Genomic DNA, 14,800 nt, shown 5'->3' with positions numbered 1-14,800 from the left:
CGGTCTACTGTCAAGAGACCGCCGGTCTGCAAGTTAGAGTGACGGCATGACGTTCCAGCGAGCGCGCAGTGCGGAGCAGCGGGAGGCCCGCCGCCGCGCGATCCTCGACACCGCCGCGACGATGCTCGACGAGATGCCGGTCGCCGACCTGAGCCTCAACGAGCTGAGCCGGCGGGTCGGCCTCGCGAAGTCGAACGTGCTGCGGTACTTCGAGAGCCGCGAGGCCGTGCTGCTCGAGCTGCTCGACCACTACCTCGGGACCTGGCTCGACGAGCTGGCCGACGAGCTGGCCGCCGACGTCGATCCGCGGGCCGGTGTGGAGGAGCGGTCGGCCCAGCTGGCCGTCGTGCTCAGCCGGTCGCTGGCCGTCCGGATGCGGATGTGCGAGCTCTTCGGCGCGCAGGGCTCCGTCCTCGAACGCAACGTCTCGCTCGAGGTGGTGGTGCGCTACAAGCGGGCGTCACTGCAGCGTCTCGCGACGATGACCGAGCTGACGCTGCGCTGCGTGCCGGAGCTGGGCGGCGCCGCCCAGCTGTTCTGCCTGAACACCATGATCGTGGCCGGTGCGCTGTCGGCCTACGCGTCGCCGATGCCCGCCGTGCTCGCCGCCTACGAGGCCGAGCCCGACCTCGCGGTGATCGACCTCGACGTGCGCGAAGCCCTGCGGCTCGCGATCGTCACCGGCCTGCTGGGCACCGTGCCGCGCTGACCCGGGCCGACGGCGGCAACCGGGCCTACCCGGTGGCGATGTCGCAGACCCCGATCCGGCCTCCGGCTATCGTCGAGCAGGAACTTCGTGCTCAGGGGAGTAGCTCATTCGTACCGTCAACGCCATCGCCGCGACCTCCGCCACCGACCCACTGGTCCGCACCACGATCGAGCGCCGTGACCTCGGCGCCCGTGACGTGCTCATCGAGATCCGCTACGCCGGTATCTGCCACTCCGACATCCACACCGTGCGCAGCGAGTGGGGTCCGGTGGCCTACCCGCTGACGGTCGGCCACGAGATCGTCGGCCGGGTCGCCGAGGTCGGGCCGGACGTCACCAGGCACGCCGTCGGCGAGCGGGTCGGCGTCGGCTGCATGGTGAACTCGTGCCGCGAGTGCGAGGCGTGCCGGGACGGCCAGGAGCAGTACTGCACCGGCGGCAACACGATGACCTACGCCGGCGTCGACCGGGACGGCACCGTGACCCAGGGCGGCTACTCGACGCACGTCGTCGTCGACGAGGACTTCGTGCTGCGGGTGCCCGAGGCCATCCCGTACGAGGCGGCGGCGCCGCTGCTCTGCGCGGGCATCACCACGTACTCGCCGCTGCGGCACTGGAAGGCCGGCCCCGGCTCGAAGGTGGCCGTGGTGGGCCTCGGCGGCCTCGGCCACATGGCGGTCAAGATCGCCGCCGCGCTGGGCGCCGAGGTGACGGTGCTCTCGCAGACGCTCAACAAGAAGGACGACGGGTTGGCGTTCGGCGCCGAGCACTACTACGCCACCGGCGACAAGGCCACGTTCCAGGCGTTGCAGAACACGTTCGACCTGATCATCAACACGGTCAGCGCGCCGATCAAGATGTCGTCGTACCTGCGTCTGCTGCGCCTGGACGGCGTGTTCGTCACCGTCGGCGCGCCGCCCCAGCCGCTGGAGGTGCCCGCGTTCGCGCTGATCAACTCGCGTCGCTCGTTCGCCGGCTCGAACATCGGCGGCATCGCCGAGACCCAGGAGATGCTCGACTTCTGCGCCGAGCGGGGCATCGCCCCCGAGGTCGAGGTGATCGGCGCCGACGCGGTGAACGAGGCCTACGAGCGCGTGCTCGCCTCCGACGTGCGGTACCGCTTCGTCATCGACGTCGACACCCTGCGCTAGGGCCTGTTTCAAAAATTCAGGCCGCACGCCGCCTCCGGGTGGGCGTGCGGCCCACCGCTACCGTTCGGATCCATGTCGTTCCCTCACGATCCGTACGGCGGCCAGCCGCAGCACCCCTACGGCACCCCGCCGCCGTACGGCCCGCCGCCCGGAGCGGCCCCGTACGGTCCGCCGCCCTACGGCGCGCCCCCGGGGTACGGGCCGCCGCCGCCGAAGAAGTCGAACGGCGGCGTGATCGCGATCGGCGTCGGGGTGGCCCTGCTCGCCGTGTGCCTGGTCTGCGGCATCGCCGGCGCGATCTACCTCGCCAACCGCGGCGGGAGCGAGACCACCGCCGGCTCCGACCGCGCGCCGACCGGCCGGTTGAACCAGCCGGTCAAGGACGGGGATCTCGAGTGGACGGTGAAGTCCGGCGAGTGCGGCGCGACGTCGATCGGGTCGGTGAAGGCGGCCCAGCAGTTCTGCGTCTACCAGGTCACGGTGACGAACACCGGCCGGGCGTCGGTGCCGCGCGGCCTGGGCTTCCACGAGGCCTACGGCGCCGGCGGCGAGAAGTACGAGTTCAACCTCCTCGCCTCCACCACGGCCACCGAGAACGATCCGCGGGAGTTCGCACCGGGCGCCACCGCGAACCTCAGCCTGGTGTTCGAGGTGCCCACCGGCGCGACCCCCACGACGATCCGGCTGCGCGACAGCACCCGCGCGGACGGCGTCAGCGTGACAGTGCGGTGAAGAACGCGGTGATGTCGTCGGCCAGCAGCGCCGGCTGCTCGTGCGCGGCGAAGTGGCCACCGCGCGGCATCTCGGTGTACCGCCGGACGTCGGGGTAGGTCCGCTCGATCCAGCTCCGCGGTTTGCGCGCCCCGAGGTCGGCGGGGAACCGCGCGTACGCGGTCGGCACCGTGACCAGCGAGACCGGCGGCACCAGCGCCAGGGCCCGCTCGTAGTAGGGCCGGAACGACGTCGAGATCGAGTTGGTGAACCAGTACAGCGACGCCTGGGTGAGCACGAAGTCGTCGCTGAACGCCGCGAAGTCGTCGCTCCAGGCCCGGTACTTCTCGACGATCCAGGCGAGCAGGCCCGACGGTGAGTCCGACAGCCCCTGGGCCAGCGTCAGCGGACGGGTCTGCTGCTCGTGCGAGTACCCGCGTTCGGCCTCGGCCCAGGCGTTCTCGGCGTCCAGGAACGCGCGTTCCGCACCGGTCAGCCCGGCCGGGTCGTACGCGGCCGGGTTGGCCGTGTCGAGCAGGTGCAGGCCGACCACCGACTCCGGGTGGGCCTGCGCGAGGCGGCTGACGTCGCCGGCGCCGATGTCCGAGCCGTGCGCGCCGTACCGGGGGAAGCCGAGCTCGTCGTGCATCAGCGTGTGCCAGAGGTCGTGGGTGTGCGGTGCCTCGGCCAGCGCGTGCCGCTGCGGTGCCGTCCCGTAGCCGGGCAGGGAGGGGACGATCACGGTGAATCCCGCCGAGGCGAGACGCCGCGCCAGTTCGACCAGCTCGAGGAACGTGCTCGGCCAGCCGTTGGCGAGCAGGAGCGGGAAGCCCTCGCCGAACCGGAGGTAGGGCACCGCCCCGGCGTGGTGCGGCAGCGCGTTGATCGCGGCCTCGTGTTCGCGCCAGTCGTAGTCCGACGCCCAGTGCTCCACCAGCCGGCGCAGGGTGGCGCCGTCGGTGCCCGCTTCCCACGCCGGGACGGGCCACGGCGTCGCCCAGCGGGTGTTGCGTAGCCGGGTGCGGAGATCGGTCAGGTCAGCTTCCGGAATATTCAACACCATTGAAACCTATTACCGGTGTCGCGACGATGTCAACACCGGTATCCGGGTATAGTGGTGTCGTGCAGCTGGTCGTGGACTTCCTCAACACGCTCGACGAGCGGACGTTCAGCCGCCACGGCGCGCAGCACGAACCCTCCGACCGGCTCGAGCCCGGTGACGCCGTCGCGCTGCGCACCGCGCTCCGGCAGGCGCTCTCCGGTGGTGAGCCCGACCTCGCCGCCTTTCCGCTGCGCCTCACCGGCAACCTGCGCCTCGCGGCCGACACCGGCACACCCTGGCTCGACACAATCGTCGAAGCCGTGGCCGTGAGCGTCGCCACCGGAGACTGGAAGCGGCTCAAGCTCTGCGCTGCTCCCGACTGCCGCTGGGCGTTCTACGACACCTCGCGCAACGGCCGCGGGCGCTGGTGCGAGATGGAGGTGTGCGGCAATCGCCACAAGACGCGCACCTACCGCGAGCGCCGCCAGCGAGCCGAGTGACGCCGGGCGCCAGAATCTAGGAGTGGTTGCGAACACCGACGACGATCTCCGCCTGCTGCGCGCCTACGAACCGGTGCTGCGGTTCACCCGGGGTGAGTACTTCTTCCCCGTCTCGGTCGAGCACTACGTGGCCCAGGCCGGCCTCTGGCGCACCGAGGCCGGTGTCGGCCAGGTCGAGGAGATTCCGGCCGGTGGCCTGTCGCTGGCCAAGCTGGCCGACGCGGCCGGTGCCGAGCAGGGCCTGCGGCTCTCGCTGTCGGGCATCGGGGGCAACGGCAAGGGGCTCGACGTCACGCACGTTCCGCTGCGTGAGCGCCCGCCGCACCTCGCCCGGGCCAGCCGGCTGGCGTCCGTGGGGCTCACCGCGCGGCTCATCGACACCGCCAACCGGGCGTCGTTGCTGTTCCGCGGCAGCGTCCCGGGCGGAAGCGCGGCGCGCTCATTCCTGCTCCAGCGCGAGCACCTGCGGCCCGACCTGCCGACGTACTACGGCCGCGTGTACCGCGACGACCCCTGGATCGTCTGCCAGTACTGGTTCTTCTACAGCTTCAACAACTGGCGGTCGGCGTTCGGCGGGGTCAACGAGCACGAGGGCGACTGGGAACAGGTCACGGTCTACCTCGACGGCACCTCCGCCGACGCGCTTCCCCCGCCGCGCTGGGTGGTGTTCGCGGCGCACGACGAGGTGGGCGACGACCTGCGCCGCCGCTGGGACGACCCGGATCTGAGCCTGGTCGACGGTCGCCACCCGGTGGTGTTCGCCGGTGCCGGCTCCCACTCCGGCGCGTACCTGCCGGGCGACTACCTGATCACCGTCCGCCCCCCGCGGCTGGGCGGCGTCGTCGACGCGCTGCGCTGGACCGCCCGCCACGTCGTGCCCTGGTCGCTCAAGGACCGGCACGCCGTCGGCATCCCCTACGTCGACTACGCCCGCGGAGACGGCCGGGCGATCGGCCCCGGTCAGCCCGAGTGGTGGCGCCCGGTGCTGATCGACGACGACACCGACTGGGTGCGCAACTACCGGGGGCTGTGGGGCCGCGACACCCGCGACCGGCTCGGTGGCGAGCGCGGCCCGGCCGGTCCCCGCTACTCGCGTGACGGCAGCGTCCGGGCGTCCTGGGGCGACCCGGTCGGCTGGGCCGGACTGGCGAAGGTCGCGCCCAGCCCGGCCGCGGAGCGGGAGCTGGTCGAGGTGCGGGCCCGCCGCAACTCCGACCGGGTGGCCGAGCTCGACCGCAGGATCGCCGAACTGCGTACCGAACTCTCGGTCGACGCCGCCGGGCTGCCGGTCGCGGCGCCGGAGGTGACCGCGCTGGCCGCGCGGGAGAAGAAGCTCCTGGGGCTGCGCATGGAACGCATCCGGCTGGCCGACGAACAGGTCCACATCGACGCCGCGCCGGCCCAGCATCCGCACGCCCACCTGCGGCACCGCCGGATGCCGATCGAGCCGATGTCCGGGCTGCGGGCCCGGTTCAGCTCCTGGTGGGCGGTGCTGAGCACACCACTGATCCTGCTGGCCGTGGCCGCCGTCGTGTCGCCGCTGATCAGCCGGGGTCCCGACGCGGCGCTCGTGCTGCTGCTGGTGCTCGTGGCGGTGGAGGGCCTGGTCAAGAAGAAGCTGCTGGCCGTGCTGCTCCGCCTGCTGGTGGCGGTCGTCGCGGTCGCGGTGCTGGCCGTGCTCTGGTTCGAGGGGCGCTACGTGGTCACGTTCGTGTTCCTCAGCGCGGCCCTGCTGGTGCTCTCGGTGAACGTCCGCGAGGCGTGGCGTCGTTAGGCTGGGCGGATGACCCCCGCACCCGGCGCGCTCGATCGTGGGCTCGGCATCCTGCGGCTGGTCGCGCAGCACCGCCGGATGCCGGTCGCCGGTATCGCCGACGCGCTCGGCCTGAGCCGCGCCACCGCCTACCGCCTGGTGGAGCGGCTGCGTGACGAGGGCTGGCTGATCAGCGAGGGCCACGGCGGCCCGGTGCGGCTCGGCCCCACGGCGGCCCAGCTCGCCGCGGCCGCGCTCGAGTCGGTCGACCTGCGTGAGGTCGCGATCCCGGTGCTGCGCGAGCTCGTCGAGGCCACCGGGGAGACCGCGAACCTCGCGGTGCCGAACGGCACCGAGATGGTGTTCGTCGCCCGCGAGCAGCCCCGGCGGACGGTGAGCGTCGTCGTGTACTCCGGCTCCGGCCGCCCCTTCCACACCACGTCGCTCGGGCGGGCGTACCTGATGGCGTTGCCGCGGCCCCGGCTCGACGACTTCGGCCTTCCCCCCGACCTCGAGGACAAGCTGAACTCCATGCGTGCCCGCGGCTGGTCGGAGGACCGTCGCGAGTACGACCCGTCGAGCTGCTGCTGCGGCGCGCCGATCCGCGATCACACCGGCGAGCCGGTCGCCGCGCTCAGCGTCGCCGGCGTGGCCGAACGCATGGACCCGGTGCTCGACGAGGTCGGCCCGCAGGTCAGGGACGCCGCCGCGCGAATTTCGGCCAGCCTCGGCTATCTCCCGCCGCCCTCGGCGGGCTAAGGTAAATCCAGATTAGTGAGATTCAGTCTCACCCACTGAGAATTCGGAGGGACGCCCGCATGCGCCTCGCCCACGCCCGCACCGCCGACGGTGACCGACCGGTCGTCCACCTCGACGGCCAGTGGTACGACCTGCGCCCGCTGCACGCCGCCGTCACGCCCGCGGTGCTCGGCCCCGACGCGCTCGCCGCGATCCGTTCCGCGTCGCTCCCGGCGGTCGCGGAACCCACCGAATTCGCTCCGCCGCTTACCGGCATCGGCAAGATCGTGTGCATCGGGCTCAACTACACCGACCACGCCGAGGAGACCGGCGCCACCGCGCCGCCCGAGCCGATCCTGTTCATGAAGGCGCCCGACACCGTGGTGGGCCCGACCGACGACGTGCTGATCCCGCGCACCTCGGTGAAGACCGACTACGAGGTCGAGCTGGCGATCGTCATCGGCTCGACCGCGCGGTACCTGGCCTCGCCCGACGAGGCGCTCGCGCACGTCGCCGGCTACGCGGTCAGCAACGACGTCTCCGAGCGCACGTTCCAGATCGAGCGCGGCGGCCAGTGGGACAAGGGCAAGAACTGCGAGACGTTCAACCCGTTCGGGCCCTGGATCGAGACCGACGTCGCCGACCCGCAGGACCTCGAGCTGAAGCTCTGGGTCAACGGCGACCTGCGCCAGAACGGCAACACGAAGAACCAGATCTTCGGCGTCGCGCACGTCGTCTGGTACCTGAGCCAGTTCATGACGCTCTACCCGGGCGACGTGATCAACACCGGCACACCGGCCGGCGTCGCGATGGGCCGGGCCGACGGGCAGTTCCTGCGCGACGGCGACGTCGTCGAGTTGGAGATCACCGGCCTGGGCCGGCAGCGCCAGACGTTCCGGCCGGCCTGAGGTGGGCGAGCTCGACGGCCTCCGCGCGCTGGTGACCGGGGGAGCGTCCGGCATCGGCCTGGCGATCGCGACGGCCTTCCGGGCCGAAGGCGCCCGCGTCGCGGTGCTCGACGTCGCGGACTCCGGCCCCGCCGATGTGGTGTACGTCCAGGCCGACCTCGCCGACGACGACGCCGTGCGCGCCGCGGTGGCGTCGGTGGTGTCGCGGCTCGGTGGCCTCGACGTGCTGGTCAACAACGCGGGCATCGGCGCGCAGGGTTCGGTGGAGCAGAGCACCGACGCCGAGTGGCACCGGGTGCTCGACGTCAACGTGGTCGGCACCGCGCGGGTGTCCCGGGCGGCCTGGCCCCACCTGCGCGAGTCCACGCGTGGGGCGATCGTGAACACCGCGTCGATCGCGTCGACGGCCGGGTTGCCGCAGCGTGCGGTGTACTCGGCCAGCAAGGGCGCGGTGTCCGCGCTCACCCGCGCGATGGCCGCCGACGGCATGCCCGACGGGATCCGGGTCAACGCGGTCAACCCGGGAACCGCGGACACCCCGTGGGTCGGCCGGTTGCTCGACAGCGCGCCCGACCCGGCGGCGGAGCGCACCGCCCTGGAGGCGCGCCAACCCCACGGGCGCCTGGTGAGCGCGGAGGAGATCGCCCACGCCGTGGTGTATCTGGCGTCGCCGCGGGCGGGCTCGACGACGGGCGTCGAACTCGCCGTCGACGGCGGCATGCACGGCTTGCGCCTGCGCCCCCGCTGACGGAGCCGGGGCTACAGCCGGTAGGTCGTGGCGGCGGTGGTGGTGAAGATCGCTTCGCGTTCGGCCGGGGTCAGGTCGGCCACCAGCTCCTCGGTGGCGCGCACGACGTCGGCGTAGGGGGCGGCCAGGAGGCAGACGGGCCAGTCGGAGCCGAACATCAGCCGGCTCGGGCCGAACGCCTCCACCGCCACCTCGACGGCCGGGCGCAGATCGGCGAGGGTCCACGAAGCCCAGTCCGCTTCGGTGACCAGACCCGAGAGCTTCGCGACCACATTCGGCGCCGTCGCCAGCTCGCGCAGGTCCGCCTCCCACGCCGCCAGCGCGCCGGTCGCCAGCGGCGGCTTCGAGAGGTGGTCGAGCACGAACCGTACGTCCGGCAGCGTGTTCACCAGCTCGATCGCGGCCGGGAGCTGCGGGGGGAGCGTGAGCAGGTCGTAGACCAGCCCGCGGGCGCCGACCGCGCGGACGCCCCGCTGGACGTCGGGGCGGAGCAGCCAGCGCGGATCGGGTTCGGCCTGCACGAGGTGGCGCACGCCGACCAGGCCGGCGGGCAGGGCGTCGAGCACGTCACCGACGTCGGGTGCGGTGAGGTCGACCCAGCCGACGACCCCGGCGATCCGGTCCGACGCCGCCGCCAGCGACAGGAACTCGCGGGTCTCGTCCAGGTCGGGGAGCACCTGCACCAGCACCGTGCGATCGAAGCCGGGCGGCAGATCGTCCACTCCGAACGACCGGTGGATCTCACCCAGCGGCTCGAGCCACTCCTGCGGGCGCCGGCTCAGGTCCCACAGGTGGTGGTGAGCATCGATCCTCACTCAGTCCAGCTCCGCCCACAGCTCGTCGGGAATCGCGAGGCGTATTTCATCATATGAATAGGTCGTCACCTCCCTGGTCGACCCGATCGTGCTCGAGGCGCAGATCCGGCACGACCGGGAGCTCGGCATCCTGGACGACCTGGTCGCGGCGACCGCGCGGGTGATCATGCCGGCGCAGCAGGAGCCCTCCGCCGGGTGTGAGAACCGACCGCCGGGAGCGGGGGAGACTGCTACCGTCGAAACATACATTCATCATGTATGTAAACGGAGGCGGCCATGAACGAGACCTCGCTGGGCGGCGTGCGAATCCGTTACCGCGACACCGGCACCGGGCCGCCCGTGGTGTTCGTGCACGGGCTCTTCGTCAACGGGGAGCTGTGGCGGAGCGTCGCGCCCGCCGTCGCCGCGGCGGGGTTCCGGTGCCTGGTGCCCGACTGGCCGCTCGGAGCGCACACCGTGCCGGTGCCGGCCGCCGACCTCGCCCCGCGCGGTGTCGCGGCGCTGATCGGCACGTTCCTCGAGCAGCTCGACCTGCGTGACGTCACGCTCGTCGCCAGCGACACCGGCGGCGCGTACACCCAGCTCCTGCTGGCCGCCGGGGCCGCGAACGACCGGATCGCCCGGGTGGTGTTCACCCCGTCGGACGCGCTCGACGTCTTCCCGCCGGCGGTCTTCCGGCTGCTGCCGGTCTACGCACGCAGCCGCGCCGGCACCTGGCTGCTGACCCGGCTGCTCGGCGTCCGTGCCGTCCGGAACCTGCCGATCGCGTTCGGCCGGCTCACCCGCCGCCCGCTGGCCGACGACGTCGCCGCCCGGTACTTCGGCCCGGCGCGGGCGTCCGCGGAGATCCGGGCCGACCTGCGCCGGGCGCTGCGCCACGTGCACCGCAGGCACACGCTCGCCGCGGCGCCGGCGCTCGCGGGTTTTCCCGGCCCGGTGCTGCTCGCCTGGGCCGCCGACGACCGGCTGTTCCCGCTCGAACTCGGCCACCGGCTCGCCGCGCTGTTCCCCTCCGCACGTCTGGTGGCGCTCCCCGACACCTACACTCTGGTCCCGGAAGACCAGCCCGAGCCGCTCGCGCGGCTGATCGTGGAGTTCGCCACCACCCATGCCGCCCCCGCGCCGTAGCCAGCAGGACCGGTCCCAGGCCACCCGGTCGCAGCTGGTCGCCGTCGGCCGCACGCTCTTCGCCGAGCGTGGTTACGCCCACGTCAGCGCGGACGAGATCGTCGCGGCCGCCGGGCTGACCCGCGGCGCGCTGTACCACCACTACGGCGGCAAGGAGGAGCTGTTCGCGGCGGTCTTCGAGAACCTGGAGGCGGAGCTCACCGCCGAGGTCGTCGCCGCGCTGGGAGCCGAGCCCGACCGGAGCGCGGCACTCCGGCTCGGGCTGGGCACGTTCCTCGACCTCTGTTCCCGGCCCGACGTCGTGCGCATCGCGCTCACCGACGCCCCGGCCGTGCTCGGGTGGGAACGGTGGCGGGCGATCGAGGCCGCGCAGGGGCTCGGCGTCCTCGTCGACGCGCTGCGCGCCGCCGGGGTGGAGCGCGACGTGCCCACGCTGGCCCGGCTCGTGCTGAGCGCGGTGATCGAGGCGGCGCTCCTGATCGCCCACCACCCGCAGCCGGAGCAGGCCCGGGCCGAGGCCGAGCGCGCGCTCACGGCGCTGCTGGCCGGCCTGCTACCGGGCTGAGCCCAGCGTTCCGCTGATCTCGTTCGGCACGCCGTCGAGCGTGACCGACCCGGTGACCTCGCCGGTGGTCAGGTCGAGGCGGTGCACCTTCTTCGCCGCCGGCTCCGAGACGTAGGCGACCGTGCCGCGCACGAAGTACGCCGGGCGGGGCTGCTGCCAGTCCAGCGGCTCCTGCCACGGAGCCACCACCGGCCACGCGTGCACGAACCGGCCCGAGACCGGGTCGACGACGTGCAGCTTGCCGTCGGTGCCGAGGATCAGCGCCTCGCCGTCCGGGCCCCGGCCCAGCGAGCGGAACGTGTAGCTCACCCCGGCGGGCATCGGCACCGTCCGGAGCCGGTTCGTCGCCGTGTCGATCAGCGAGAAGTGCGTCGGGCGCTCGAGCTCGGCGTCCGGCTCCACTTTGTAGTCGCCGAGCAGGATCGGCGAGGCGTCGCTGCCGGACTGGTTGCCGGTGCGTGCGTACTCGCGGCCGCCGTCGACCTTGACGAACTTCCCGCCCTTGTAGAGCAGCACCCCGTCGTTGCAGCCGAGCGCGACGACGTCGTCCTTGGCGACGGCCTCGCCGTGCACACCGTCGCAGTCCTCGCTGCGGGCGATCTCCTTACCCGCGGCGTCCAGGGCGATCGCGCCCGGCCGCGACTCCTCGGTGCCGAGCGTCACGACGAGCGTCCCGTCGGCGAGCTCCACCGCCACCCCGTGGTGCGGGGTCGCGGCCCGGTACGTGCGGCCCTCCGGTTTGCCGTCGGCGAGCTCGGCCGGGTCGAAGCTGTTGACCTCGCCGGTGCCGTCGGTGAACAGGGTCGTGCGGTCACCGTGGCGCACCACGTGACCCGGCTTGGCGCCCGGGTAGGCGATGTCGGTCATCGTGCCGTCGACCGCGTCGAGCACCCGGAAGCCGTCGGTGGTGGAGACGAACACGTGCTCGTCGTCGCCGGCCGGGTTGACCCGGTTGAAGCCGTCCAGGTCGATCGTGTGCGCGACCTTCAGCGACTCGCCGTCGAGCACGAGGATGCCGCCGTCGTAGGTGACGGTCACCGGCTGCTTCACCCGGGTCGTCGCCGCGGCGCCCGTCTCGTCGGACTCGGTGCCGCAGGCGCTGAGCGCCAGCACGGCGGTGGTGAGCGCGGCCGCGCCGAGGGTCGTGGGTCGTTTCACTGATTCTCTCCTTGGTCGGTGCGGGTCAGGCCGCCGACGATCGCGTCGGCGTTGAAGCGCATCAGCGCCAGATAGGTCGCGGCGTCGCCGTCGGGGCCGCTGAGGGATTCGGAGTGGAGCGCGATCACCCGGACGGTGAGCCCGGCCGAGGAGGCCAGCACCTCGGCCAGCCGGGCCGGCTGGGAGGTGTCGGCGAAGATCGCGGGCACCCGGTGGCGGGTGATCGCCGTGGTCAGCGAGGCCAGGTCGGACGCGCTCGGCGACGCGAGCGTGGTGCCGCCGGGGATGATCGTGCCGACCACGGTCAGGTCGTACCGGTCGGCGAGGTAGCCGAACACGTGGTGGTTGGTGACCAGCACCCGTCGCCCGGCCGGGATCGCGGCGAACCGTTTCCCCAGGTCGGCGTGGAGGGCGTCGAGCTCGGTCGTGTAGTCGCGGGCGCGTCGGCGCACCGCGTTCTCGTCGACGTCGACGTGGTCGGCGATCTCGTCGGTGATGATCCGCACCGCGGTGGCCATCCGCACCGGGTCGGTCCAGAAGTGCGGATCGGGTTGCCCGGCGGCGTCACCGTCCCGGTACTCGATCGGGTCGACCCGCGCGCCGACCTCGAGGGTGGGGACGTCGGCGGCGTCCACGTGCCTGGCGATGCCCTCTTCGAGCCCGAGTCCGTTGTGGACGAGCAGGTCGGCGGTCTGCATCGTCCGTGCCTCGCGGGCCGAGATCGCGAACGAGTGCGGGTCGGCGTCCGGCTTCATCAGCACGGTGACCTCGGCCTCGTCCCCGACGATCGTGCGCACGACGTCGCCGAGGATGTTCGTGGTCACGACGATCCGGGGCCGGCCGTCGTCGGGCGCCGTGCAGGCGGTCAGGCCGACGAGTACCAGCAGGGCCAGCAGCGCTCTCATCGGCCGACCTCGACCGCGAGGTCCGGTCGCGCGGACACCCGGAGGGTGCGGGCGGTGCGTAGCCCGTCGCGGTAGTCGATCTCGTGGACGACCCGGGCGCGCGGCTCGGCCAGGTAGGCCCGGTTGACGTCGAGCGTCAGCGACTCGCCGCGCACCGACGCCGTCGCGAGCACCGTGCCGCGGTTCAGGTCGACGCTGGTCAACACGCCGTTCGAGTCGAGCGCGAGCACGGTGGCGCCGTCCGCGGGGGAGGCGACCGCGGCCCGATCGCGCCCCGGCACGTGCCGGAGCGTGCCGGTGGACGCGTTCACCGACCAGATCCCGGTGCCGTCGGTCGTGGCGGCCTCGTTGCTGCGTGGGCGGTAGGCCCAGCCGGTCGTCGGCAGCGGGACCGCCGACGCGGGTAGCGTCACCGCGGTGAGCCGTTCCTTGACCCGCACCACGCTGTTCTCGCAGGCGATCACCGCGCCGCCACGCAGCACGGCCCAGCCGCGCGGGGCGGAGCACGCGACCGCGAGCTTGCCGGTCCGCCGCCCGTCGGCGTCCGTCGCGACGAGCCGCCCGCCGGTGGCCACCAGGAGCGCGTCGGCGTAGGGCACGGCGAGCGTCGCGGACCCGAGCGTGGTGCGTTCGACGATCGCGCCGGACTCCAGGGCGCGGCGGTCGAGCACGGTGACCCGGCCGGACGTGGTGCCGATCGCGGTGTGGGCGCCCGCGCCGGCGATCGTGGTGGCCGGCGCATCGAGGGTGAGGACCCCGAGCGACCGGGCCGGTGCCCGGTAGTAGTGCACGTGGTCGGTGTGGTCGACGGTCCACACCCCGGCGTCGACGATCTCGACGCGGCCGTCCCCGGCGTCGACGTAGACGAACCGGCCGTCCTCGACGATCCGCTGGGCGCCGACGCGCAGCGCGACGTGCGTCTCGGTCTCGCCGGTCAGGTCGAGCAGGTGCAGCCGGTCGCCGCCGCGGGTGGCGTACGCGATCGCCGGCCGGGGCTCGGGTAACTCCTCGGCGCCGGCGACGTAGCCGTGCGGCGTCGCCTCCGCGGCCGGCTCCGGCGCGTCGGCGCAGGCCGCGAGCGTGAGCGTCGCGACGGTCGCGGCGAGCAGTCGGGTGAGGGTCACAGCTGTCCTTTCGTTGCCGGGACGACCCGCCGCACGGTGAGCACGACGAAGAACAGGGCGACGGCGACCGCGGCGATCGTGGCTCCGGCGGCGGTGGCGGCGAACCAGGAGATCCACAGGCCGATCAGGACCGCGGCCGAGCCGAGCAGGAACGCGGTGAACATCACCGCGGGCAGCCGCCGGGCGACGAGCAGGGCCGCCGCCGACGGCGCGATCAGCAGCCCGAACGCCGGCAGCGTGCCGACGACGCTGAAGGCCACCGCCATCGTGATCGTGAGGAGCACCAGCATCGCCGCGTTGGCGAGCCCGGGCCGCAGGCCGAGCGTGCGTGCCTTGCGGGGGTCGAACGTGAGGGCCAGGAACGGCCGGTAGCCGACGACGGAGACCGCGGCCACGACGACCGCGGCGCCGCCGAGCAGCACCAGGTCGGCCGAGCGGATCGCCAGCACGTCGCCGAACAGGAACGCGGTCAGGTCGGTCGCGAACGACCGCGAGTGCGAGACGACGATGACGCCGACCGAGAGCATGCCGACGAACAGCAGCCCGATGCTCGTGTCGCGCCCGAACTCGCGGCTGTGGCGCAGCGCGTTGACACCGATCGCCATCGCGAGCGCGCTGGCCGCGGCGCCGGCCACCAGGCTGCCGCCGAGCACCGAGGCGATCGCGACGCCGGGCAGCATGCCGTGGCTCATGGCCTCGCCGAGGAACGTCATTCCCCGGGCGATGACCCAGACGCCGACCAGCGCGCAGACCGCCGCCAGCAGTACTCCGCCGACGAGGGCACGGCCGACGAAGGGCACGGTGAAGGGTTCGACCAGGGATGACGTCACGCGGTCACTATAATGA

At 72.9% G+C, this 14,800-nt stretch carries 16 protein-coding genes; 10 read left to right on the top strand and 6 right to left on the bottom strand.

All coding sequences use genetic code 11. From position 1 onward, the window contains the following. The first annotated feature begins 46 nt into the window (after positions 1 to 46). The 3 genes from ABD437_RS36445 to ABD437_RS36435 all read left to right on the top strand — a co-directional run bounded on the left by ABD437_RS36445 (position 47) and on the right by ABD437_RS36435 (position 2,591). Complete coding sequence (locus tag ABD437_RS36445; RefSeq protein ID WP_344653518.1) at positions 47 to 709, top strand: TetR/AcrR family transcriptional regulator; 663 nt, start codon at positions 47 to 49, stop codon at positions 707 to 709. 106 nt (positions 710 to 815) lie between these two features. Further along, entirely contained in the window at positions 816 to 1,859 is a 1,044-nt protein-coding gene (locus ABD437_RS36440) for an NAD(P)-dependent alcohol dehydrogenase (RefSeq protein WP_344653710.1), read from the top strand. Positions 1,860 to 1,931: 72 nt separating this feature from the next. Further along, positions 1,932 to 2,591 (top strand): DUF4352 domain-containing protein, encoded by a 660-nt coding sequence (locus ABD437_RS36435; protein WP_344653517.1) that lies wholly within the window; start codon positions 1,932 to 1,934, stop codon positions 2,589 to 2,591. Here ABD437_RS36435 and ABD437_RS36430 read toward each other — a convergent pair. Beyond that, positions 2,572 to 3,630, bottom strand: coding sequence for an epoxide hydrolase family protein (locus ABD437_RS36430; RefSeq protein WP_425558322.1), 1,059 nt, complete (start codon positions 3,628 to 3,630; stop codon positions 2,572 to 2,574). The two genes, ABD437_RS36435 and ABD437_RS36430, sit on opposite strands and share 20 nt — an antisense overlap. A gap of 62 nt (positions 3,631 to 3,692) precedes the next feature. Between ABD437_RS36430 and ABD437_RS36425 the strand changes: the two genes are divergently transcribed. Genes ABD437_RS36425 through ABD437_RS36405 form a run of 5 tightly spaced genes read left to right on the top strand, consistent with a single transcriptional unit; the run spans position 3,693 to position 8,259 of the window. Continuing rightward, on the top strand, positions 3,693 to 4,112 hold the full coding sequence (locus ABD437_RS36425) for a CGNR zinc finger domain-containing protein (protein ID WP_344653515.1): 420 nt from the start codon (positions 3,693 to 3,695) through the stop codon (positions 4,110 to 4,112). Between the two features lie 22 nt (positions 4,113 to 4,134). Continuing rightward, positions 4,135 to 5,886, top strand: coding sequence for a hypothetical protein (locus ABD437_RS36420; RefSeq protein ID WP_344653514.1), 1,752 nt, complete (start codon positions 4,135 to 4,137; stop codon positions 5,884 to 5,886). A gap of 9 nt (positions 5,887 to 5,895) precedes the next feature. Further along, on the top strand, positions 5,896 to 6,624 hold the full coding sequence (locus ABD437_RS36415; protein ID WP_344653513.1) for an IclR family transcriptional regulator: 729 nt from the start codon (positions 5,896 to 5,898) through the stop codon (positions 6,622 to 6,624). 59 nt (positions 6,625 to 6,683) lie between these two features. Continuing rightward, the gene (locus tag ABD437_RS36410; protein WP_344653512.1) at positions 6,684 to 7,511 is read left to right on the top strand and encodes a fumarylacetoacetate hydrolase family protein; all 828 of its coding nucleotides are present in this window, start codon (positions 6,684 to 6,686) and stop codon (positions 7,509 to 7,511) included. Between the two features lies 1 nt (position 7,512). Further along, on the top strand, positions 7,513 to 8,259 hold the full coding sequence (locus ABD437_RS36405; protein ID WP_344653511.1) for an SDR family NAD(P)-dependent oxidoreductase: 747 nt from the start codon (positions 7,513 to 7,515) through the stop codon (positions 8,257 to 8,259). Between the two features lie 11 nt (positions 8,260 to 8,270). Here ABD437_RS36405 and ABD437_RS36400 read toward each other — a convergent pair whose 3' ends face one another. Next, positions 8,271 to 9,074, bottom strand: coding sequence for an amidohydrolase family protein (locus ABD437_RS36400; protein WP_344653510.1), 804 nt, complete (start codon positions 9,072 to 9,074; stop codon positions 8,271 to 8,273). A 276-nt stretch (positions 9,075 to 9,350) separates the two neighbouring features. Here ABD437_RS36400 and ABD437_RS36395 point away from each other — a divergent pair, with 276 nt between their 5' ends. Together ABD437_RS36395 and ABD437_RS36390 are read left to right on the top strand one after the other, a co-directional pair. Further along, complete coding sequence (locus ABD437_RS36395) at positions 9,351 to 10,202, top strand: alpha/beta fold hydrolase (RefSeq protein ID WP_344653509.1); 852 nt, start codon at positions 9,351 to 9,353, stop codon at positions 10,200 to 10,202. Further along, on the top strand, positions 10,183 to 10,767 hold the full coding sequence (locus ABD437_RS36390; protein ID WP_344653508.1) for a TetR/AcrR family transcriptional regulator: 585 nt from the start codon (positions 10,183 to 10,185) through the stop codon (positions 10,765 to 10,767). Before ABD437_RS36395 ends, ABD437_RS36390 begins: the two co-directional genes overlap by 20 nt. Here the strand turns inward: ABD437_RS36390 and aztD are convergent. The 4 genes from aztD to aztB are packed head-to-tail and all read right to left on the bottom strand — an operon-like array spanning position 10,756 to position 14,784. After that, complete coding sequence (gene aztD, locus ABD437_RS36385) at positions 10,756 to 11,925, bottom strand: zinc metallochaperone AztD (RefSeq protein ID WP_344653507.1); 1,170 nt, start codon at positions 11,923 to 11,925, stop codon at positions 10,756 to 10,758. The genes ABD437_RS36390 and aztD overlap by 12 nt on opposite strands. After that, entirely contained in the window at positions 11,922 to 12,830 is a 909-nt protein-coding gene (aztC, locus tag ABD437_RS36380; RefSeq protein WP_344653506.1) for a zinc ABC transporter substrate-binding protein AztC, read from the bottom strand. The genes aztD and aztC overlap by 4 nt, the downstream gene beginning before the upstream one ends. Further along, positions 12,827 to 13,954: a PQQ-binding-like beta-propeller repeat protein gene (locus tag ABD437_RS36375; protein ID WP_344653505.1), complete on the bottom strand. Its 1,128-nt coding sequence runs from the start codon at positions 13,952 to 13,954 to the stop codon at positions 12,827 to 12,829. Before ABD437_RS36375 ends, aztC begins: the two co-directional genes overlap by 4 nt. Beyond that, positions 13,951 to 14,784: a zinc ABC transporter permease AztB gene (gene aztB / locus ABD437_RS36370; protein WP_344653504.1), complete on the bottom strand. Its 834-nt coding sequence runs from the start codon at positions 14,782 to 14,784 to the stop codon at positions 13,951 to 13,953. Before aztB ends, ABD437_RS36375 begins: the two co-directional genes overlap by 4 nt. Positions 14,785 to 14,800 lie beyond the last annotated feature (16 nt).

The organism is Cryptosporangium japonicum, from assembly GCF_039524755.1.
Taxonomy (GTDB): domain Bacteria; phylum Actinomycetota; class Actinomycetes; order Mycobacteriales; family Cryptosporangiaceae; genus Cryptosporangium; species Cryptosporangium japonicum.
Note: the sequence above shows the minus strand (reverse complement) of the source record. Positions and strands in the feature narration are given on the sequence as shown.

What these genes read in the sequence shown, in the direction of transcription:
- ABD437_RS36445 (WP_344653518.1), top strand. Translation starts at nt 47, where the DNA reads ATGACGTTCCAGCGAGCGCGCAGTGCGGAGCAGCGGGAGGCCCGCCGC.
- ABD437_RS36435 (WP_344653517.1), top strand. Translation starts at nt 1,932, where the DNA reads ATGTCGTTCCCTCACGATCCGTACGGCGGCCAGCCGCAGCACCCCTAC.
- ABD437_RS36415 (WP_344653513.1), top strand. Translation starts at nt 5,896, where the DNA reads ATGACCCCCGCACCCGGCGCGCTCGATCGTGGGCTCGGCATCCTGCGG.
- ABD437_RS36410 (WP_344653512.1), top strand. Translation starts at nt 6,684, where the DNA reads ATGCGCCTCGCCCACGCCCGCACCGCCGACGGTGACCGACCGGTCGTC.
- ABD437_RS36395 (WP_344653509.1), top strand. Translation starts at nt 9,351, where the DNA reads ATGAACGAGACCTCGCTGGGCGGCGTGCGAATCCGTTACCGCGACACC.
- ABD437_RS36390 (WP_344653508.1), top strand. Translation starts at nt 10,183, where the DNA reads ATGCCGCCCCCGCGCCGTAGCCAGCAGGACCGGTCCCAGGCCACCCGG.
- aztC (WP_344653506.1), bottom strand. Translation starts at nt 12,830, where the DNA reads ATGAGAGCGCTGCTGGCCCTGCTGGTACTCGTCGGCCTGACCGCCTGC.